Source organism: Bacillus sp. HMF5848 (assembly GCF_003944835.1).
In the GTDB taxonomy this organism is placed as follows: Bacteria; Bacillota; Bacilli; order Bacillales; family HMF5848; genus HMF5848.
Map to the genome: position 1 here is coordinate 3,089,026 of NZ_RWIV01000001.1, position 19,178 is coordinate 3,108,203.

At 37.8% G+C, this 19,178-nt stretch carries 14 protein-coding genes, 1 tRNA gene, 1 pseudogene and 1 other annotated feature; all 16 genes and pseudogenes read right to left on the minus strand.

The window, feature by feature from the left end; all coding sequences use genetic code 11:
* The 16 genes and pseudogenes from leuC to rph all read right to left on the minus strand — a co-directional run bounded on the left by leuC (position 1) and on the right by rph (position 19,047).
* Positions 1-1,428 carry a 3-isopropylmalate dehydratase large subunit gene (leuC, locus tag EJF36_RS14845; protein ID WP_125907064.1) on the minus strand — a complete coding sequence of 476 codons (1,428 nt, stop codon included), beginning with the start codon at positions 1,426-1,428 and terminating at the stop codon, positions 1-3.
* 182 nt (positions 1,429-1,610) lie between these two features.
* Entirely contained in the window at positions 1,611-2,720 is a 1,110-nt protein-coding gene (gene leuB / locus EJF36_RS14850) for a 3-isopropylmalate dehydrogenase (protein WP_185806928.1), read from the minus strand.
* Positions 2,721-2,792: 72 nt separating this feature from the next.
* Positions 2,793-4,337: a 2-isopropylmalate synthase gene (locus EJF36_RS14855; RefSeq protein WP_125907066.1), complete on the minus strand. Its 1,545-nt coding sequence runs from the start codon at positions 4,335-4,337 to the stop codon at positions 2,793-2,795.
* Positions 4,324-5,349 (minus strand): ketol-acid reductoisomerase, encoded by a 1,026-nt coding sequence (gene ilvC / locus EJF36_RS14860; protein WP_125907067.1) that lies wholly within the window; start codon positions 5,347-5,349, stop codon positions 4,324-4,326. Before ilvC ends, EJF36_RS14855 begins: the two co-directional genes overlap by 14 nt.
* A 60-nt stretch (positions 5,350-5,409) precedes the next feature.
* Positions 5,410-5,928, minus strand: coding sequence for an acetolactate synthase small subunit (gene ilvN, locus EJF36_RS14865; protein WP_125907068.1), 519 nt, complete (start codon positions 5,926-5,928; stop codon positions 5,410-5,412).
* Positions 5,925-7,649 (minus strand): acetolactate synthase large subunit, encoded by a 1,725-nt coding sequence (gene ilvB, locus EJF36_RS14870; RefSeq protein WP_125907069.1) that lies wholly within the window; start codon positions 7,647-7,649, stop codon positions 5,925-5,927. Before ilvB ends, ilvN begins: the two co-directional genes overlap by 4 nt.
* A gap of 186 nt (positions 7,650-7,835) precedes the next feature.
* Positions 7,836-8,093: a binding site (T-box leader), on the minus strand.
* A gap of 41 nt (positions 8,094-8,134) precedes the next feature.
* Positions 8,135-9,040: a branched-chain-amino-acid transaminase gene (gene ilvE, locus EJF36_RS14875; protein WP_125907070.1), complete on the minus strand. Its 906-nt coding sequence runs from the start codon at positions 9,038-9,040 to the stop codon at positions 8,135-8,137.
* Positions 9,041-9,777: 737 nt separating this feature from the next.
* The gene (locus EJF36_RS14880) at positions 9,778-13,005 is read right to left on the minus strand and encodes a cellobiose phosphorylase (protein ID WP_260471911.1); all 3,228 of its coding nucleotides are present in this window, start codon (positions 13,003-13,005) and stop codon (positions 9,778-9,780) included.
* Positions 13,006-13,106: 101 nt separating this feature from the next.
* Positions 13,107-13,317: pseudogene (locus EJF36_RS14885) on the minus strand (family 1 glycosylhydrolase); the annotation flags it as partial.
* 27 nt (positions 13,318-13,344) lie between these two features.
* Entirely contained in the window at positions 13,345-14,175 is an 831-nt protein-coding gene (locus tag EJF36_RS14890; RefSeq protein ID WP_125907072.1) for a carbohydrate ABC transporter permease, read from the minus strand.
* 11 nt (positions 14,176-14,186) lie between these two features.
* Positions 14,187-15,080 (minus strand): carbohydrate ABC transporter permease, encoded by an 894-nt coding sequence (locus tag EJF36_RS14895; protein ID WP_125907073.1) that lies wholly within the window; start codon positions 15,078-15,080, stop codon positions 14,187-14,189.
* Positions 15,081-15,164: 84 nt separating this feature from the next.
* Positions 15,165-16,502 (minus strand): ABC transporter substrate-binding protein, encoded by a 1,338-nt coding sequence (locus EJF36_RS14900; protein WP_125907074.1) that lies wholly within the window; start codon positions 16,500-16,502, stop codon positions 15,165-15,167.
* Positions 16,503-16,941: 439 nt separating this feature from the next.
* Positions 16,942-17,015, minus strand: a tRNA-Arg gene (locus EJF36_RS14905).
* Between the two features lie 122 nt (positions 17,016-17,137).
* Positions 17,138-17,644 carry a metallophosphoesterase family protein gene (locus EJF36_RS14910; protein ID WP_125907075.1) on the minus strand — a complete coding sequence of 169 codons (507 nt, stop codon included), beginning with the start codon at positions 17,642-17,644 and terminating at the stop codon, positions 17,138-17,140.
* Positions 17,645-17,688: 44 nt separating this feature from the next.
* Positions 17,689-18,285: an XTP/dITP diphosphatase gene (locus tag EJF36_RS14915; RefSeq protein WP_125907076.1), complete on the minus strand. Its 597-nt coding sequence runs from the start codon at positions 18,283-18,285 to the stop codon at positions 17,689-17,691.
* A gap of 21 nt (positions 18,286-18,306) precedes the next feature.
* Positions 18,307-19,047, minus strand: a complete 741-nt coding sequence (gene rph, locus EJF36_RS14920; protein WP_125907077.1) for a ribonuclease PH — start codon at positions 19,045-19,047, stop codon at positions 18,307-18,309.
* Between the last annotated feature and the right edge of the window lie 131 nt (positions 19,048-19,178).

Sequence of the window (19,178 nt, forward strand, 5' to 3'; positions counted from 1 at the left end):
TTATGATTGTGTAGCTCCTACATAGCTTTGTATCTTTCTCACATCTACAAAATACCCATGAATGGCTGCCGCCGCCGCCATAGCTGGACTCACCAAATGTGTCCTTGCACCTCTACCTTGACGCCCTTCAAAGTTTCTATTAGAAGTGGATGCACAACGTTCTCCTTCAGGTACACGGTCTGGGTTCATACTTAAACACATACTGCAGCCTGCCTCACGCCATTCAAATCCTGCCTCTATAAAAATACGAGCTAGCCCCTCCTCTTCAGCTTGTTTTCGTACGTTCTGAGAACCCGGTACTACCAGCGCTCGAACTCCATTGGCTACCTTTTGTCCTTGTACAATGTGGGCTGCTTCCCGTAAATCAGAAATTCTAGAATTCGTACAAGAACCAATAAATACATGTTGTATAGGAATGTCTGTTATCTTTGTACCTGGCTGTAAGCCCATGTATTGTAATGCTTGTTCAGCTGCTCTTCTACTAGTTTCCATTGTAAAACTTTCAACATACGGAACAACCTCATCCACACCTACACTCATGCCTGGATTAGTTCCCCAAGTAACTGTCGGAACAATCTCCTCGCCATTTAGAACAACAGATTTATCGTAAACAGATCCTTCATCAGTTGCCAACTGACGCCATTTAGCTACCGCTTGCTGAAATTTCTCACCTTGTGGAACGTGTTTTCTCCCTTGCAAGTACGCAAATGTTGTGTCATCCGGACTAACTAATCCAGCACGCGCTCCTGCTTCAATAGACATATTACAAATTGTCATTCGTTCCTCCATACTCATATTGCGAATGACCTCTCCTGTATATTCAATGACGTAGCCCGTACCAAAATCAACACCATATTTTCGGATGAAAGCCAAAATTACGTCTTTAGCAGTTACTCCCGGTGCAAGGGTACCTGTAACTCTAACCTCCAACGTTTTAGGACGATGCTGCCACAACGTTTGAGTCGCTAGTACATGTTCTACTTCACTCGTACCAATGCCGAATGCTAACGCACCAAACGCACCGTGTGTAGACGTATGGCTATCACCACATACAATCGTCTTTCCTGGTTGAGTTAAACCTAGCTCAGGGCCTATAACATGCACAATTCCTTGGTGCTCACTATTTAAATCGGCTAACTCAATATCAAATTGCTGACAATTATCAGCTAACGTCGTAAGCTGCTTTTTAGCAATCTCATCATGAATGTTAAAGCGGTCCACAGTTGGTACGTTGTGGTCCATTGTAGCAAAAGTCAAATCTGGTCTTCTAACTGTACGATTCTTCAAACGTATGCCTTCAAATGCTTGTGGAGATGTAACCTCATGGACTAAATGTAAATCAATGTATAAAAGATCTGGCTTCCCCTCATCACGGTACACAATGTGCTGTTCCCATATTTTTTCGATAATAGTTTTTTTATTTGTCATCAGCTGTCCACCTTTCATTAACAAATAATAGAAGACGTAATTACTGCAATTGTAAGGGCTATTCTTGTAATTTATACTCGCGTAATTCCAAGCCCTTTCGAGTAACTTGGATCGGCTGTAATATAATAGTTTAAAAAAACGGAAAGGAAGAGTTTACTTCCTTTCCTTCTGTTGAGTTTGTTTTATGCATAAATAGCCATTATGCTGGAAATCATACCTGTTCCTGCTATCTCCGCTTTTATCTCATGAATCATTTCATTTGTTGTAATACATTTTTCTCCATCTGCTATATCAGCTGTACGGAAACCCGCATCAAGTACATCATTGACAGCCCTCTCAACAGCCTCAGCCTCTTTATCCATGTTAAAAGACATTCGAAGCATCATCGCGACAGACAAAATCGTTGCTATCGGATTAGCCTTGCCCGCTCCAGCGATATCTGGAGCTGAACCATGTATTGGCTCATACAAGTGCAAACCAGACATAGATAAGCTTGCAGATGGCAGCATACCCAATGAACCTGTCAGCATAGAAGCTTCATCGCTTAATATATCACCAAACATATTTTCTGTAACAACCACATCAAATTGTTTAGGGTCTCGTATTAACTGCATGGCAGCATTATCCACGAGCATATGCTCTAGCTTTACATCAGGGAACTCCTTACTTACATTTTCTGCTACTTCCCGCCACATTCGACTTGATTCCAACACATTCGCTTTATCAACTGAGGTAACCTTCTTGCTCCTACTCTGTGCTAGTTCAAATGCTTTTTTAACGATACGTTCCATCTCAGATTTTTCATAAAATAACGTATCAACAGCCGTTTCCACACCATTTTGAATAGATCGCCCTTTCGGAGTGCCAAAATACAGTCCACCAGTTAATTCACGCACAATCATTAAATCAACGTCTTGAATAAGATCTGCACGAATAGGTGACGCATCTCGTAAGCTCTTAAACACTTGCACGGGACGTAGATTTGCATACAACTCTAGTTTTTTTCTAAGCTGTAATAAACCTGTTTCCGGACGAAGATGACTTTGATTTTTATCCCACTTCGGGCCTCCCACTGCTCCTAGCAAAATAGCATCGCTTTTTTTACATATGTTTAATGTTTCCTCAGGGAGTGGTGTGCCTGTTTGATCAATTGCAGCACCACCTATCAGCCCTTGATGAAATTCAAATTTGTGCCCATAGCGCTCGCCAACAACTTTTAATACTTCGATAGCACCTCTTGTAATTTCCGGACCAATTCCATCCCCTGCTAATACCGCAATCGATTTATTCACCAACGTCCCCTCCATTTTTTTAGTTTTCCCCTTCGCAGCTAAAGCTCGCTTAGAACACCCTCTTATGGGGTTTTACAAGGCTAGTTCTTTTTTCATTAATGCTGCTTTTTTCATATATAAGACTCTATTAATTGCATTTATATAAGCCTTCGCTGACGCTTCAAGGACATCTTGTGCAATTCCTCGCCCACTTGTTTCTTTCCCATCAAACGTCATTTTCACATACACTTGAGCAAGAGCATCACGGCCACCAGATACAGATTGCAGCCTGTAATCTAGAAGCTTCACATCTGCATCAATCATTCGTTCTAATGTGTTATATATAGCCTCGACACTACCGGCTCCTGTTGCCGCATCCTGTTGTAGTTCACCGTGTACATCCTTTAAAGTTATAGTAGCTGTCGGTATGTGATTTGTACCGTATTGCACTTGAATAGATTGTAAAGAATATACTGCGGAGTAATTCGCAAGCTTTTCGCCGAGTATGAGCGCCACTAAATCCTCCTCGGTTACATCCTTCTTTTTATCTGCTAAATCTTTAAACTGTTTAAACAAAGATGCCACTTCTTCGTCTGATACTTGAAAACCAAGCTCGTCGATTCTCTTTTTAAAAGCATGGCGCCCTGAATGCTTCCCAAGAACAAGGGCATTTGTAGCAACCCCAACGAGCTCTGGCGAAATGATTTCGTACGTTGTTTTTTCCTTCAACACACCATCTTGATGAATACCTGACTCATGAGCAAAGGCATTATTCCCAACAACCGCTTTATTAGCAGGGACAACCATACCCGTTAATCTAGAGACTAAATCACTAGTTCGTTTTATTTCCTTTAGTGCTAAAGACGTTTCTGCATTATAATAGTCTTTTCGTATATGCAGCGCGACAGCAACTTCCTCTAAAGCCGCGTTGCCCGCTCGTTCTCCAATCCCGTTAATAGTTCCTTCAATTTGTGAAACACCATTCTCGACAGCAGCTAATGAGTTTGCAACAGCCATTCCTAAATCATCATGACAATGGGCAGATAAGCTTGCTTCCGCAATATTAGGAACATTGTTAAATAGATGTTGGAAAATATCTCCGTACTCTTTCGGTGTGATATACCCTACCGTATCAGGAATATTTATGACCGAAGCCCCTGCATCAATGACAGCTTCTATAATAGTTGATAAAAAAGCTAAGTCACTGCGGCAAGCATCCTCGGCAGACCACTGTACAATAGGAAAGAACTTTTTAGCATAGCGAACAGCTTGAACAGCTGACTCAATTACCTGCTCTGGTGTTTGTCTGAGCTTATATTTCATATGAATCGGTGATGTGGCAATAAACACATGTAAGCGAGGCTCAGCACCCCTTTTTAGAGCTTGCCAAGCTGAATCAATATCCGATTGAACAGACCTTGATAAGCCTGTTACAGAGCACCCTTTTATTGTATTAGCAATAGCCTGCACAGATTGAAAGTCCCCTTCTGAAGAGGCAGGAAAACCAGCTTCAATAATATCCACTCCAAGTCGTTCTAGCTGTCTAGCAATCTCCATTTTTTCGATAAAATTTAGGTTTACACCTGCTGATTGCTCACCATCTCGCAACGTTGTATCAAATATGCTAATTTTTCGCACTCGTGACCACCGCTTTTTGTTGCTTTTGTTTGACAAATGGCATCATCTCACGAAGCTTTTCTCCTACAATTTCAATTTGATGTTGACTTTCACGCTTATTAATAGCATTGAATTCTGGACGGTTTGCTTGATTTTCTAGAATCCAACCTTTTGCAAATTTACCTGTTTGAATATCTGTTAAAACATTTTTCATCTCAGCCTTAACCGATTCGTTGACAACACGCGGACCTGATACAAAGTCACCCCATTGCGCTGTGTCTGAAATAGAATAGCGCATACCAGCCATACCGCCTTCGTACATTAAATCAACAATAAGCTTTAGTTCATGTAAACATTCAAAATAAGCTACTTCTGGTTGATACCCTGCTTCTACTAACGTTTCAAAGCCCGCCTTAACCAATGAAGTTAATCCTCCGCAAAGAACAGCCTGCTCTCCAAATAAATCAGTTTCTGTCTCCTCTTGGAACGTTGTTTCTAATACACCTGCACGCGCAGATCCAATTGCCTTCGCATAAGCAAGTGCGACCTCCTTAGCTTCGCCACTTACATCCTGCTCAACCGCAATAAGTGCTGGTACACCTGCCCCTTCCGTATACGTACGTCTCACTAAATGTCCTGGCCCTTTTGGTGCTACTAAAAATACATCAACAAAAGCCGGAGGCACAATTTGACTAAAATGAATATTAAAACCATGCGCAAATGCTAACGCATTTCCTGGTTGAAGCGCAGGAGCAATTTCCTCATTAAAAACGACTGGTTGATACTCATCTGGTAATAAAATCATAATTACATCTGCTTGCTCACTCGCTTCGCGTACTGTCATGACATTAAAGCCATCGGCTTGCGCTTGGTCCCATGATTTTCCTGGTCGCAACCCAACAATTACATTAACGCCACTCTCTTTCATATTCAGAGCATGAGCATGCCCTTGAGAACCATACCCGATTACCGCTACTGTTTTATTTGTTAAAACTGCCTCGTTAGCATCCCCGTTATAATATACCTTTGTCATGAAAATTCTCTCCTTTATTTGTTATATTTTTGAGTTTCTTCATAAATACTTTCCTACTATTTACAAAATAGATATGTTCTTCATTTGCGAAATGGCCTTTTGTGAACCACGAGTAAAAGCGATCGTACCTGTTCTTGCAATCTCACGTATGCCATACGGTTTTAAAAGTTCTATAAGAGCCTCTACCTTATCAGATTGACCAGTTACTTGAATAACTAAGCTGTCTTTGCTTACATCAATAATAGATGCCCGAAAAGGTTCAATTAAGCCGTTAATTTCGTTTCGAGTCGCCGGTGCTGACACAACCTTTATTAACGCTAACTCCCGCTCTACGGTTGATTGATCTGTAATATCATTAACTTTTAGTACATCTATTTGCTTGTTTAATTGTTTAGTAATTTGTTCGATCGTACTTAAATCTTCCACGTTCACAACAAACGTCATACGTGATACTCCTTCAAACTCTGAATGACCTACGGAAATACTTTCTATATTGTAATTGCGTTTTGTGAATAAACCGGTGATTCTATTTAAAACACCTGGTCTATTGTGAACTGTCATATTTATAATTCTTTTCACGGCTTAACACCCACCATTTCATGTAACCCCTTGCCAGGTGCTACCATCGGATATACATTTTCATTTGATGTTACTACAATATTTAATAAGGTTGGACCTGGATGAGCAAAAGCTTCTGCTAAAGCTGCTTGAAGCTCAGATTCAGTTTTCGCTTCAAATCCCCTAATTCTGTAAGCCTCCGCTAGCTTTAGATAATCAGGCTGATTAGTTAAAATAGACTGTGAGTATCTTTCCTTATAAAATATTTCTTGCCACTGTCGGACCATTCCTAATGATTGGTTATTCAAGATTACGATTTTAATAGGTAAATTTAACTCTTGAATGACTGAAAGCTCTTGTAGCGTCATTTGAAAGCCTGCATCCCCTATAATAGATACAACAGTCGCTTTTGGTTCCGCTAACTGAGCTCCAATCGCTGCAGGAAGGCCAAAGCCCATCGTTCCTAGTCCTCCTGACGTTACCCAGCGATTAGGTTTGTTTAATTTGTAATACTGCGCTGCCCACATTTGATGCTGACCAACATCTGTAGTTACAACCGCATCACCATCTGTCACTTCATGTAGAGCTTCTACTAATCTCTGTGGCTTTATATCTGTAGCTTCCCCCTTCGAATACGCTAACGGATATTCTTCCTTCCAATTATCCAACTGATCGTGCCACTCTTCTGTATCGCCTGCCTTGCCGTTTTGATGCAATAATGCTTGCATTGCTTCCTTAGCGTCACTAACAACTGGAATATGAGTCTGAATGTTTTTTCCAATTTCAGCTGGATCAATATCTATATGTGCAACAGTAGCTTTTTTAGCAAAGTGAGCTAAGTTGCCTGTAACCCTATCATCAAATCTCGCTCCCACACTAATGAGCAAGTCACACTCATATAAAGCCATATTGGCTGCATAACAACCATGCATGCCTGCCATACCTAAAAATAAAGGGTGATTAGCAGGCATTGCACCCAGGCCCAACAATGTATGAATAACCGGGATTTTCTGTTGTTCACTGTAGGCTATCAGTTCGTTATGAGCTTTCGCATGTAATACGCCCGCGCCTGCTAAAATCACAGGCTTCTTAGCTTTACTAACTGCCTCCACTAGCTTGCGAATTTGCAAATGATTCGGTTGCACTGTCGGCTGATATCCTGGCAGATTAACCTCTTGCTCATAATCAAATGCCGCTTCCGCAACCGCCATGTCTTTTGGTATATCTATTAACACCGGACCAGGTCGACCAGTAGTAGCAATATGAAAGGCTTCCTTAATGATCCTTGGTAAATCTGCTACATCTCGCACTTGATAACTGTGCTTTGTGATAGGCATAGTTATTCCCATCACATCTGCCTCTTGAAAGGCATCTGACCCAATGACTGAGGTAGCCACTTGCCCAGTGAACACTACGAGTGGAAGAGAATCAATCATAGCATCTGCTAAACCAGTCACAATATTTGTGGCCCCAGGGCCACTCGTGACAATAACAACACCCGGCTTCCCTGACACTCGAGCATACCCTTCTGCTGCATGGATGCCACCCTGTTCATGTCTTGTTAATACATGTTGAATGCCAAAATCATAAATTTCGTTGTAAATCGGAAGAACTGCTCCTCCTGGGTAACCAAAAATCACTTCAACTCCTTCTCGCTTCAATGCTTCTAATAGCATTCTTGCTCCGCTCATCTTTTCGTTGCTTTTCAAAGCTTCCTTTCCAAGCTTGAGTTTGGCCTCCATTTTGGTCCTCCTTCATATTTTTCTTGTAATTAATAGCATTCAAGTATAACAGGCGCTTTACTCTTTTTAGGTCCTTGACTTCGTAACGCCTGAAACTAATCACTTACCAAGGTAGAAACGATTAAAAATCTTATACAGTAAAAAAAGTCCTCCCACCCCTACATTCAACCCAAATAACTCATAGGTTGAAGGGGTGAAAAGACTTTACTCACTTTTCACGGTACCACCCTTCTTCATGATGCCATTATCTAGCATCACCTCAGGAACGTTTAGTTACGTTCGTTTTAATAACGAGTGCATAATATGTACACCCGGTTTGCTTTACTTAAGTTCAAGCAAACACTCAGAGAGGAGTTCATTTACGATAATACCACCGGCTTCCAGCAACCCGGCTCTCTGTAGATATCGCGATCGTAAACTACTTGTTCTCGTCAATGTTTTTTGATTATTCAGTTTTTTAATTACACTAATAGACTTAGTTGTTGTTACACAGCATTCGACTGCTCTCTGTCATACACTTGCACACCATCCATACACACACGCTTGCGGAATTCTTTTAATAGGATTTGTGTATATTTACCTGGAACTCCTTCACCAATTCCACGACCATCAACCTTTACAACGGCTATAACCTCTGCAGCTGTACCTGTTAAAAATACTTCGTCTGCCGTGTAAACATCGTATCTAGTAAATGGTTCCTCCTTTACATCGAATCCAAGATCCATGGCCATTTCTATGATTGCATTGCGAGTAATACCCTCTAGTGCTCCAACATAAGTAGGCGGCGTAATAAGCTGCTCTCCTTTGACTATGAACACATTGTCAGCAGACCCCTCGGCAACGTAACCTTGATCATTCAACATTAACGCTTCGTTCACGTTTGCAAGGTGAGCCTCAATTTTAACAAGTACGTTATTTAAGTAATTAAGTGATTTTATTTTTGGACTTAATACATCAGGTCGATTCCGCCTTGTCGCAACGGTTACAATATCAATGCCCGTTTCGTACAAATGCTTTGGAAAGATCGCTAACTGTTCAACGATAATAATTACTTGCGCTTTTTTGCAATTATAAGGATCTAACCCTAAATCCCCCACCCCACGTGATACAACGACACGTATATATGCATCTTCGTAGTTGTTTCTGCGAACGGCTTCAATAATCAACTCAGTCATTTCATCTTTTGAAAAAGGAATGGTAAGCAAAATCGCTTTGGCTGAATGGTATAATCGTTCTATATGATCTTGCATTTTATACACATTCCCGCTATATACACGTATACCTTCAAACACACCATCACCGTATAGAAACCCATGATCATATACGGATATTTTGGCATCCTCTTTTCGAACAAATGAATCATTTACATACACCCATTGTTCATTGTTCATTAATACACTCCCCTTTTCTTTAACCATAAAAAGCTTTAAACGGTTAAAAAGCAAACGTATAAAAAATTGCAAACCATTCACATGTCTTTGTGTTTTGGATGTATGTTTATGGTATCTAGTATTTAAGTTCTAGTTAGTGGAAACTCCCTCCTACACAAGCTCTCGTCTTTTTTTATTTGAAGATTATCTTACGCTTATTTCCATTAACAGTCAATACTATTTATTAGAATTATTTGACTATTTTGATTAATCGAACATATTGTATCCGCTTACAATATTGCTATGACAACGTATATTGTTTTTTAAAAATTTTTGAATTTTTTCATGACACGTTAGGCTTCAGTGGAAGTGAAATTATAACCCTTCATTCACTAGTTACACCCACATGCTCACAATGAGGGTTTCATTATCCTTACTGCTATATCGACATCTTGTTTCATGATAAAAAGTCCGTTTAGTCACATTGTTTTTCTAACACAAAAAACCTCCTAAGACATATAAGTGTCTTAGAAGGTTTTAGTTACCGGGTTTTGCAACCCATATTCGGTAACAAAAGAGATTCGAACTGCCAAAAATACGCTTAGAAGACCGTTGCTCTATTAACTTGTATGACGAATGTTACGATTTAGTATAACAGTCACATGTCTATCTCAAAAATACATAGTCTAATCGTATAAATACTTATAATCCATTATTTATTATTATCCAATATCATTTTTTAATAAATGATAATAAGTTTAGTGTAAAAACACTTCTACCTTTATATAACTACCATTTCTAACACCATAAGCATCTTCTCCACGAATTTTGTGGTCTTCCACTTTCTTCTTACACCCATCATGGTCATGTAAAATGTAGAAATTAACTTTCGGTTCACCAATTCCGTATGTGTTCGTTCTTTTTTCATTATGATAAACTACTTTTGTATGTCCAAGAAATTTAAAAGTTAACATACCATCTTCATTAAATAACCATCCAGGAAGAATTGGTGCAAATGACAGAGTTAGCAAACCATCTTCCACTTTGAAAGGCTGTTTACCAATCATCATATACGTCCACATGCTTAAAAATTCAGCCGTTGAACCACTTAATCGAGCAACATATCCCCTTCCATGAGTAGACGGGTCAGGATTGACGGAACTTGCGATAAAAGATGAATTTTCAAGAACACTTCTTCCATACATGTCTGGGTCAATAAACGGAACGAGTGATGTTTTCATTTCATGAAAGAATTCATCGTGTAAGCCCGATTTTAACAGACTTAGTAAATATTTATATGACATGTGCAAAAAGACTGATTCCCGTTCTAGCCATCCTGGGGTAAAAGCCTTTATTCTACCTATTTCAAATGATTGACTCTCTAAGCTTACAGATGTTTTATACATGCTAATTTTTTTATCATATAAATCAGATTCTTTTATAGCTTTATATTGTTCTCTTGCACTTTCAATGTCTTGACTTGTTTTAAAGAAGCGGGCAGGCCCCTCTAAAAAATAAGGAAGTACAGTAGCATTAAATTCTTTTATCTTTACTTTTGGTAAGCCATAATGACTTATTACTTGATTTCCATGTTCATCATTTACTACCTCATATTTTACGGCTTCATAAGAAAAGTAAGTAGGATAAAGTCCATTTCCCAGTTCTTTTGCCTTTTCTATTCCAATATTCAATTTCCAAAGGAGCTTTTCAAGTAAATCCTTTATTTCACTTAGAGTAGCTTGTTCTTCTCTTCCATCGATACCAAACCTTATATGCTCTCGGTATGATTCTCTCGCATAGGAAATAGCATCCCAATAATCAAAATCGCTGATTTTACCATTACTAAATTCATTTATAATTTCGTTTATTTTATTCATAAAAGTGTGAATTTCGCCAGGAAGGTCAACAGTTTGATTTTTTACCTGATCAATCGCAGAAAGGATAAATTTAACAATCCTTTTCAACTCAAACGTCTCACTCATTCCTGATCCAAATATTCCAGGGAGACCATTCATTGCATCATTCCAACCTGGTTTATTAGCTTCCATTTCAATACCCATTCCAAACGGATCTAACGTAGCAAATTTGTTTAAAGACAATGATAGTAATTTAACGAATAAATTAGTTTCATATATGTTGCCTAATCTATCTTTTAGCCAATTAGTATCATTTAATGATATGCCTAGCTTCTGCATTTTCTCCTCATCTTCAAGTATCGAGCCATATTGTCTAACTTTCCCTTTTGAAAGTACATACTTTTCACTTCTTGGTAATACATAAACAGGACTATCAAAGAACCTATAACTCTTATCTTGAAACAGAAAATCTTCAAGCTTTTCAGGATATATATCCAAATAACTTTCCACTAAATCTAAGTTATATGTCCAATGATCAATCCAAAAGCCCTCTCCAAAACCAGCTTCAATATTTTGCTCTGAGAGCTTTAACACTTCAGTTAGAAATTCATCTTCGCTTATCGTCACTTGTACGTTTTCGTTAGATAAAAAATTAACTATTTTTCCTGGCGTAAATTTCGATTGTAGCATTTGGGCAATTTCAGACTTATTACTTTTCACATAGCGTTCGATTAGTTTTGTTACTTCCGCTTCATTCCCATTCTTAGTAGAGAAGGAGCATCCTTCTACAGATAACGGGTTATAACCGTCTGCTTGAATTAAACTCATAAACATCTTAACATTAAAACTACCCACTTTTGGATTGAAGTAAATATCATTTCTTCTGTTTTGATTGGCATCGCGGAAATTACCATTACCTTGTGAATAGTATTCAGGAGCAATGGAGAAAAAGTTATAATCTCTCTCTAAATCTCCATGCTTTCTTGAGAATAGATGATAAACAAAGCCATCCCCTCCATTCTCCAAAATCACAGGATAGCCACCACGTAGTAAATTATCAAGATAACTTTGACGAGAATATTCATCAAATATGACAGATGACGTCGAGGTTTCAATTGTATTAGTTAAATCTCTAATTAACTCGTTGGCTAGTTTTTGTTTTTCGTTAATATACGTCATTTGAGTAATCTTTTCTATTTGGTTATGAATTTGTTCAATGTCAGATACATGTCCAATAATAGTATTAATGGTAATCGTTTCATTAGCACGTATGGTACGACTAGTTGGTGTAAAACCACATGGTACTTTATTAGCAGTTACTTGAGGCAACTCTGTTATTTCTTCTAGGGAATAATTCATAAAGTATTCAGGGTTTTGTAGAGATTGGTCATCTCCAAATATTAATTCAGCATCAACTATAGGGGTAACTCGTTTACCCTCATCTGTAAAAGATAAGTAGAAGTGCCCACTCGTAACCTCACTAACCTCCGCCTCATCTCCGATACTTGATCGAACACGATAGTATGGAATTTGATTATCTAGGTTATACACTTCCATCCAGCTTCTTAATAGGTTACCAACTTCTTTATAGGCTGCGTTTTCCACACCATAAGGTAAGATTTCTGGCATCCCATCAATCACTTCAACCTCTCTATCCTCACCTGTCATGTTCGTTATTTCCACTTTGCGTACTAACCCAGCAAAATTCGCTTCAGGTACGTTAAAATAATCAACGGTCACTTTAAGATTTTCTACTTCGTTTACCTCTTCAATCGTCAATTGATTCGCACTAACATACATCGTTCTTTTAATCTTTGTGTTAAGAGGCGATGGCGAAAATGGTTCAATGACCCGGTTTTCATTCTTTAATTTAATAAACGTTCGAAAGCCACTTACTGACACATTTTTATATGTGATATTGGCAGGTGAAAATTCCATAATGGGTGAGTTCTTATCCTTTACACCAAAGCTACAGATCCCTTGTCCACGGTTCACGTAAAATGTCCACATAGGAATTCCTTTCACACCTGCAATACCTGGTAAAAAGCTGGAGAAAGTCTTCGCCTTATCATAGTCTTCTATAACAAATCTTTTATTATGATCGAATGAGTATTTTTTATCAGCCATCATTTATTCCACCTTTTTGAACATTTTAACTAATAAGGTGAAGATCGCAATCAACCTTCACCTTAAATAATTTGAATCAATTTGTTATTTTGCAAATAAAATTACGAATCGACACCTAAGCTTTTAATAATTTCTATATCTACTTCATAACGGTAGTAATGTTCACAAGCTCTCACCTGTGTCCCCATTTAACACTTTCCCAGGAGTTTTAGAGAACGTATCGCATATGAATGGTGTCCTGCCTCCTTCTCTGACTGCTCCTTCAATTTGATAGGAAGAAGTTGCCGTACCAAAAATAAATTTTTCAGAAAAAATCCGACATCATTCACACATTCCTTTTTACTAACCTTTGACCGATCCCGCTGAAATACTACTTATAATATATTTAGAGAAAATTAAGAACGCGATCATAATAGGAACGACAGAAATGGCAATTCCCAGATACAAAGCACCTAGATTTTGTGCGACTTGTGATCCTTTTAAGAAACCCATCAATACTGGCAACGTATATTTTTCTGGTGAAAATAACACGACTAACGGTAAAATATAGTTATTCCACGAACCAATGAATGTAAAAATCGACATTGTTGCCACTGCTGGCATCATCATTGGCAAAGCTATGGAATGAAAGATTTTCAATTCACTGGCTCCATCCATTCTCGCTGCTTCTATTAATGATGGATGCAAGGTAGATGCAAGATACTGTCTTATGAAGAACACAACAAATGGACTGGCTATGGTAGGAACGATTAAAGGAATAAAAGAATCTAGCGTTCCTAGCGCTTTATTTAATTCATAAAAGCCAATTAAACCAAGTTGGCCAGGCACCATCATCATTAATAGCATAAAAAGAAATAGTTGATTTTTACCCTTAAAATTGTAAACTGCAAACCCAAAGGCTGTTAACGCTGAAAAGTAGCCACTTAATAAAGTTACAGATACAGATACAATTAAACTATTCTTAAAACCATTCCAAATGTTTACATAGCTGATCATTGTATTATAGTTCTCAAGTAATTGATTACCCGGCAAAAAAGAAAATCCCATTAAGATTTCTTTATTGTCCCGAGTCGCATTTATTAACATCATATAAAAAGGAATAATGCTAATTATCGCTAAAAGGATTAAGAGACTATATATGATTATTAGACTAAAGCTTTTTTTTTCGGTCATAACATAAAACCTCACTTTTTTGTGACTTTTGCTTCTCGATACATTGATTTAAATGTGATGGCTGAGAAAACAACCGTTATTAAAAATAACATATAGGCGATTGTTGCAGCGTAACCATAGTTGTTGTATCTAAATGCTTGATTATAAAGATAAAGCACCATTGTATTTAAAGACCCTTCAGGTGCCCCGAGACCATCTGTGATAAGCATCGGTAAGTCAAACAATTGGAGTCCACCAATTAAAGATGTAATCATGACATATAACATAATCGGCTTCAGTAAAGGCAACGTAATATAAATAAATGTTTGCCACCTAGTTGCCCCATCAATTAATGCCGCTTCATAATACTCTTCAGATATACCAGATACTCCTGCCATTAAGACGATAAATGTATAACCAAACCACATCCACGTTAAAATTAACGCAACCGCCACTTGTGCGCTGAAAGGCTGGTTTAGCCAATTAATAGGCTCTGATATAAGACCGATTTTCAGTAAAAATTGATTAATTGTTCCATAATGCCAATCCAACATAATGTTAAAGAGAATAGCAACAGAGCTAATAGTAATCAGGTTCGGCAAGTAAAAAATGGACCTAAAAAATCCTAGACCCTTTATTTTGAACCGAAGATCGGCAAATAAAGACGCTAAAAGTAGAGCTATTCCTAACTGAAGGATAAAATTTAAGCCCCAAATTTTCCACGTATTGAAAAATGCCTCTAAAAAATAACCGTCTGTTAATATTCGACTGTAGTTTGCAAACCCAATAAGTTCAGGCTTTCCGTATCCTTCGTAATTAGTAAACGTGTAATAAAAGGTCAATAGTATTGGATAAATGTTAAACACAAGAAAGATTATAAAAAAGGGAGTTATAAAATAATATCCTTTATAATCTAGTTTCTTCATAAAGCACCCCTTCTTTCTTAGCACTAAAAAAAAAGGGATAGAAATGCGAAAGTTCCTATCCCATTCTGTATTAAATCTATTTGTTTACTCAGGTGTTTTAATATTTGGATATGCATTTTTTACAGCTTTATAAAACTCATCAATAGCTTCTTCTTTCGTTAACTTTCCATCTACATAGTCAAGAACTTTTGTACCTAATAATGTATCAATTTGCTGATCGTATTTTGTTACAATTCCTGGCTCGATTTTTTTTGCTTGTTCTAAGAAAAACGTGTAATTATTTTGTCCACCTAAGAAAGGTTCACTGAAATCGTCTTTAATTTCATTCGTAACAGGAAGATATGATAGAACATCACCCGTTTCTAATGACCACTGTTTTAAAAACTCTTCATCATGAGTCATCATCTTTACAAATTCCCAAGCCAATTCCTTATTTTCAGATCCACTATAGATGCCTAACCAAGTTCCACCCCAAAAATAAGGTGCCGGACCCGTTGTTACAGCCCAATCTCCAGCAGTATCTTCAGCGTTTAACTTAAGCACACTGTGTAATCCCCATGTCGGTAATGCATAAGAGAATACTTCTGTTTTGTTCGCAGCATCTTCCTTCACTTCTTCCCAACCTGCATTATAAGCAATTGGACCATTCATTGAAGCAAACCATGATGGTGACCATTCTGGAGCAAATGCTGTATAATCTTTTTCACGTAGTGTCTTTGCATGATCAAAATAATCTAGCTTCGCTTGCGTCATAACTAACTCATTATTCTCATTCACCCAAGGTTGTGGATCTTCACTTTTTGCAAACCAACGAATCGCCCCTTCATCTGGGAATAAACGATAACCATTTTGCTTTAATTTCTCTCCTACCTCAAACATTCCATCCCAAGTAGATATCAGCTCTCCTACTTCAGCTGGATCATCTGTACCAAGAACATCCTTTGCAATACTGCGACGATAGAAAATACCACCTGGCGTTGTTTGCCAAGATAGCGCCTTAACATTTCCTTCAGAATCTTTCCCTAAATCAAATACATAAGGAATATATTCGTCGCTCCACTCATCTACGTTATACGGTTCTTCTGAAAGGTTTACCCAATAATCACGATCTGTCCACTGCTTTAGGAAAGCAATTTCACCTGTAAATACGTCTGGTGCACCCACGCCACTTTCAAGAGCTGGCTTAAGTTTCGTAGGATAGTCCGCAATGGGAACAATCGTTAACTCAACTTTCACACCGTTTCTTTCTTCGAAAGTTGTGATAGGATCTTTTAACTCATCTGTGAAAGACCAAATTTTCAGTGTTTTACCTGTGTTGTTATCGTTATCTTTATTAGTATCTGATGTGTTGTCTGTTGCACAACCAGCCACTAATCCAACCATTAACATAAGAATCAAAATGACACTTAGCAATTTCTTCATTATTTAAACCTCCATACATTTTATAAATGTATTTTTAGAGAAATCTTAATAACTTATACTAACGTTTTACAAAATAAACACAAATTACGAGAAAACGCTTTCATTTTTGCTTTGAAATTACCTTGATAGTTAGGCTTTTATGCTTCACTCTTTCTTAATAGGGAAATATGTAAAAATGGAAAATAAAATTATTGAATTGTAAGTCTTCTCTTTAATCTAGTTGGCGAGGACTGATAGAGGCTTGAAGATTAACATTGAATTATAATGTGTTTTGCTGTTTGTAATCTTACATATACTTTCTGATACATACAAAAAAACCTCCTACATCGAAAGTGAGTAAGTCGACAACGGTGTAATTTCTTACATGACCGTTATACTGACCATTTCACTAAACGATATAGAAGGTTGATTTGACGGGCTGTGCACCCAATTTAGTGTACGTCCCAGGAGAGATTCGAACTCCCGACCGACGGCTTAGAAGGCCGTTGCTCTATCCTGCTGAGCTACTGGGACATATTTATAATATTTTTTAATATCTCGTTTGAGACAATTGTTATTATATCGAGATATCAAGGTAAAGTCAACAGGTTTTTATGAAGTCGGTGTAAATATTGTTTTTTACACCGACTTTTTCATTATAGCGTGTATGTAGCTCGAAGGGAAGCAACTTCTACACCATTTAGTTGATAAAAGCGAACTGTCACGCTATTTGCCACCACTTCAAGTATAGCATACGTTTCTTCTTGACGTTTTCTAGGTAAACGAATACTTCCAGGGTTGATAAACAGAACATTATCAATCATCTCACTGCCAGCTATATGAGAATGGCCAAAGCATACAATTTTTGCACCAGTTTCTTGTGCACGGTACAATAAGTTTTGCAAAGACATCTTAACATTATATAAGTGTCCATGCGTAACGTAAATTTTATATCCAGCAAATTCCGTAATCAAATCATTTGGAAAACCAGAATCATAATCGCAATTCCCTCGCACAACCTGGTAGCCAACTAATTCATCTGTATCAGCCGCTAACTCAGAGTCTCCACAATGAATCAGATCAGTTACATCTTCATGGTTTTTTTTAATATCAAGTAATTGTTTCTGCCAACCATGACTATCACTTGTTATCAAAAGCTTCATACGAATCCCCTCTTACTCTTTAATTGCTAAAGTACCTCTTAAAATTAACTTATTTCAGTCCAAGTTTGTTGTAGCTTTCTTAGTGCATCTGCTCGATGACTTATAGAGTTCTTCTCTTCTTTTGTTAATTGTGCCATCGTTCTTCCTAATTTTCCAATGAAAAATATCGGATCATATCCGAATCCGTTACTCCCCACTGGCTTTTCTGTAATAATTCCTTCACAAGCACCTTCAACGATAATGGTTTTATCTTGTTCAGGTTCATATACAGCAAGAGCGCACTTGAATCTTGCCGATCTGTTAGGAAGCGACACACCTTCTAGTCGCTGTAGTACTTTATGTATGTTTGCCTCATCATTTTTCCCTTCACCAGCATATCTAGCTGAATAAACACCTGGCTCTCCATTAAGTGCATCAACTTCAAGACCAGAATCATCTGCTAATACAGGTACTTGCAATAGCTTTGCTATCGTTTTTGCTTTTAATACTGCATTTTCCACAAATGTCGATCCTGTCTCTTCGACATCTATTTTTTCATCTAGGTCAAGTAACGACGTAACTTTTATACCTGTTGACTCTAAAATAGCTGCGATCTCTCTTACTTTTCCCGCATTCGTTGTGGCAACCATTAACTTTTTCATTTTCTCTCCTCGTTTACACACTTATTTTCCTATTTTTTTAGCTATTTCTCCTAAAGCACTATGCTGAAGCTCGATTAAATCATGAATACCTTTTTCAGCTAAATCTAGTAGTGTATTGAATTGTTCGCGAGAAAAAGTCGCTTCTTCACCAGTACCTTGTATTTCTACTAATTCACTTTTACCTGTCATAACTACATTCATATCAACAAGGGCAGCAGAGTCCTCCACATAATTCAAGTCAAGTACTTCTCCTGTTCCCTCTAACAAACCAACAGAAGTTGCTGCTAAAAAATCCGTTACTGGAAATTTAGACATATTATGATTCTTAGCATGTTTATCAATTGCTTCTACCATCGCTACAAAGGCACCTGTAATTGATGCAGTTCGTGTACCTCCATCAGCCTGGATAACATCGCAATCAATCCAGATTGTTCGTTCGCCAATGGCTGATAAATCAACAATAGAACGTAATGCCCGTCCAATTAATCGTTGAATTTCCATCGTACGTCCAGACACTTTTCCTTTTGATGATTCACGAATATTACGTGTATTTGTAGCTCTAGGGAGCATAGAATATTCGGCTGTGATCCAACCTCTACCTTCTCCTCTCATAAAAGGGGGGACTTTATCTTCAATAGTAGCTGTACATATTACCTTTGTATCTCCTACCGAAATTAACACAGAGCCTTCAGGATGTTTTAAATAATTAGTTTCAATTGTAATTGGTCTTACTTGATCCTTTTCGCGACCATCTACTCTCATCTTTTTATTCCTCCTTCATATAAAAGCAAAGCTTACCGATGGCTACTTTCACAATAAGTAGCATCAATCTCACTCTCTTTAAACAAATTGTTACAAGAAATAAGAGGTAGATTATATATCTACCTCTTTTC

Bases quoted from the DNA above. Each gene is read 5' to 3' on its own strand.
- leuC (WP_125907064.1), bottom strand. From the start codon at position 1,428: ATGACAAATAAAAAAACTATTATCGAAAAAATATGGGAACAGCACATT.
- ilvC (WP_125907067.1), bottom strand. From the start codon at position 5,349: ATGACAAAGGTATATTATAACGGGGATGCTAACGAGGCAGTTTTAACA.
- ilvB (WP_125907069.1), bottom strand. From the start codon at position 7,649: ATGGAGGCCAAACTCAAGCTTGGAAAGGAAGCTTTGAAAAGCAACGAA.
- ilvE (WP_125907070.1), bottom strand. From the start codon at position 9,040: ATGAACAATGAACAATGGGTGTATGTAAATGATTCATTTGTTCGAAAA.
- EJF36_RS14880 (WP_260471911.1), bottom strand. From the start codon at position 13,005: ATGATGGCTGATAAAAAATACTCATTCGATCATAATAAAAGATTTGTT.
- EJF36_RS14890 (WP_125907072.1), bottom strand. From the start codon at position 14,175: ATGACCGAAAAAAAAAGCTTTAGTCTAATAATCATATATAGTCTCTTA.
- EJF36_RS14895 (WP_125907073.1), bottom strand. From the start codon at position 15,080: ATGAAGAAACTAGATTATAAAGGATATTATTTTATAACTCCCTTTTTT.
- EJF36_RS14900 (WP_125907074.1), bottom strand. From the start codon at position 16,502: ATGAAGAAATTGCTAAGTGTCATTTTGATTCTTATGTTAATGGTTGGA.
- EJF36_RS14910 (WP_125907075.1), bottom strand. From the start codon at position 17,644: ATGAAGCTTTTGATAACAAGTGATAGTCATGGTTGGCAGAAACAATTA.
- EJF36_RS14915 (WP_125907076.1), bottom strand. From the start codon at position 18,285: ATGAAAAAGTTAATGGTTGCCACAACGAATGCGGGAAAAGTAAGAGAG.
- rph (WP_125907077.1), bottom strand. From the start codon at position 19,047: ATGAGAGTAGATGGTCGCGAAAAGGATCAAGTAAGACCAATTACAATT.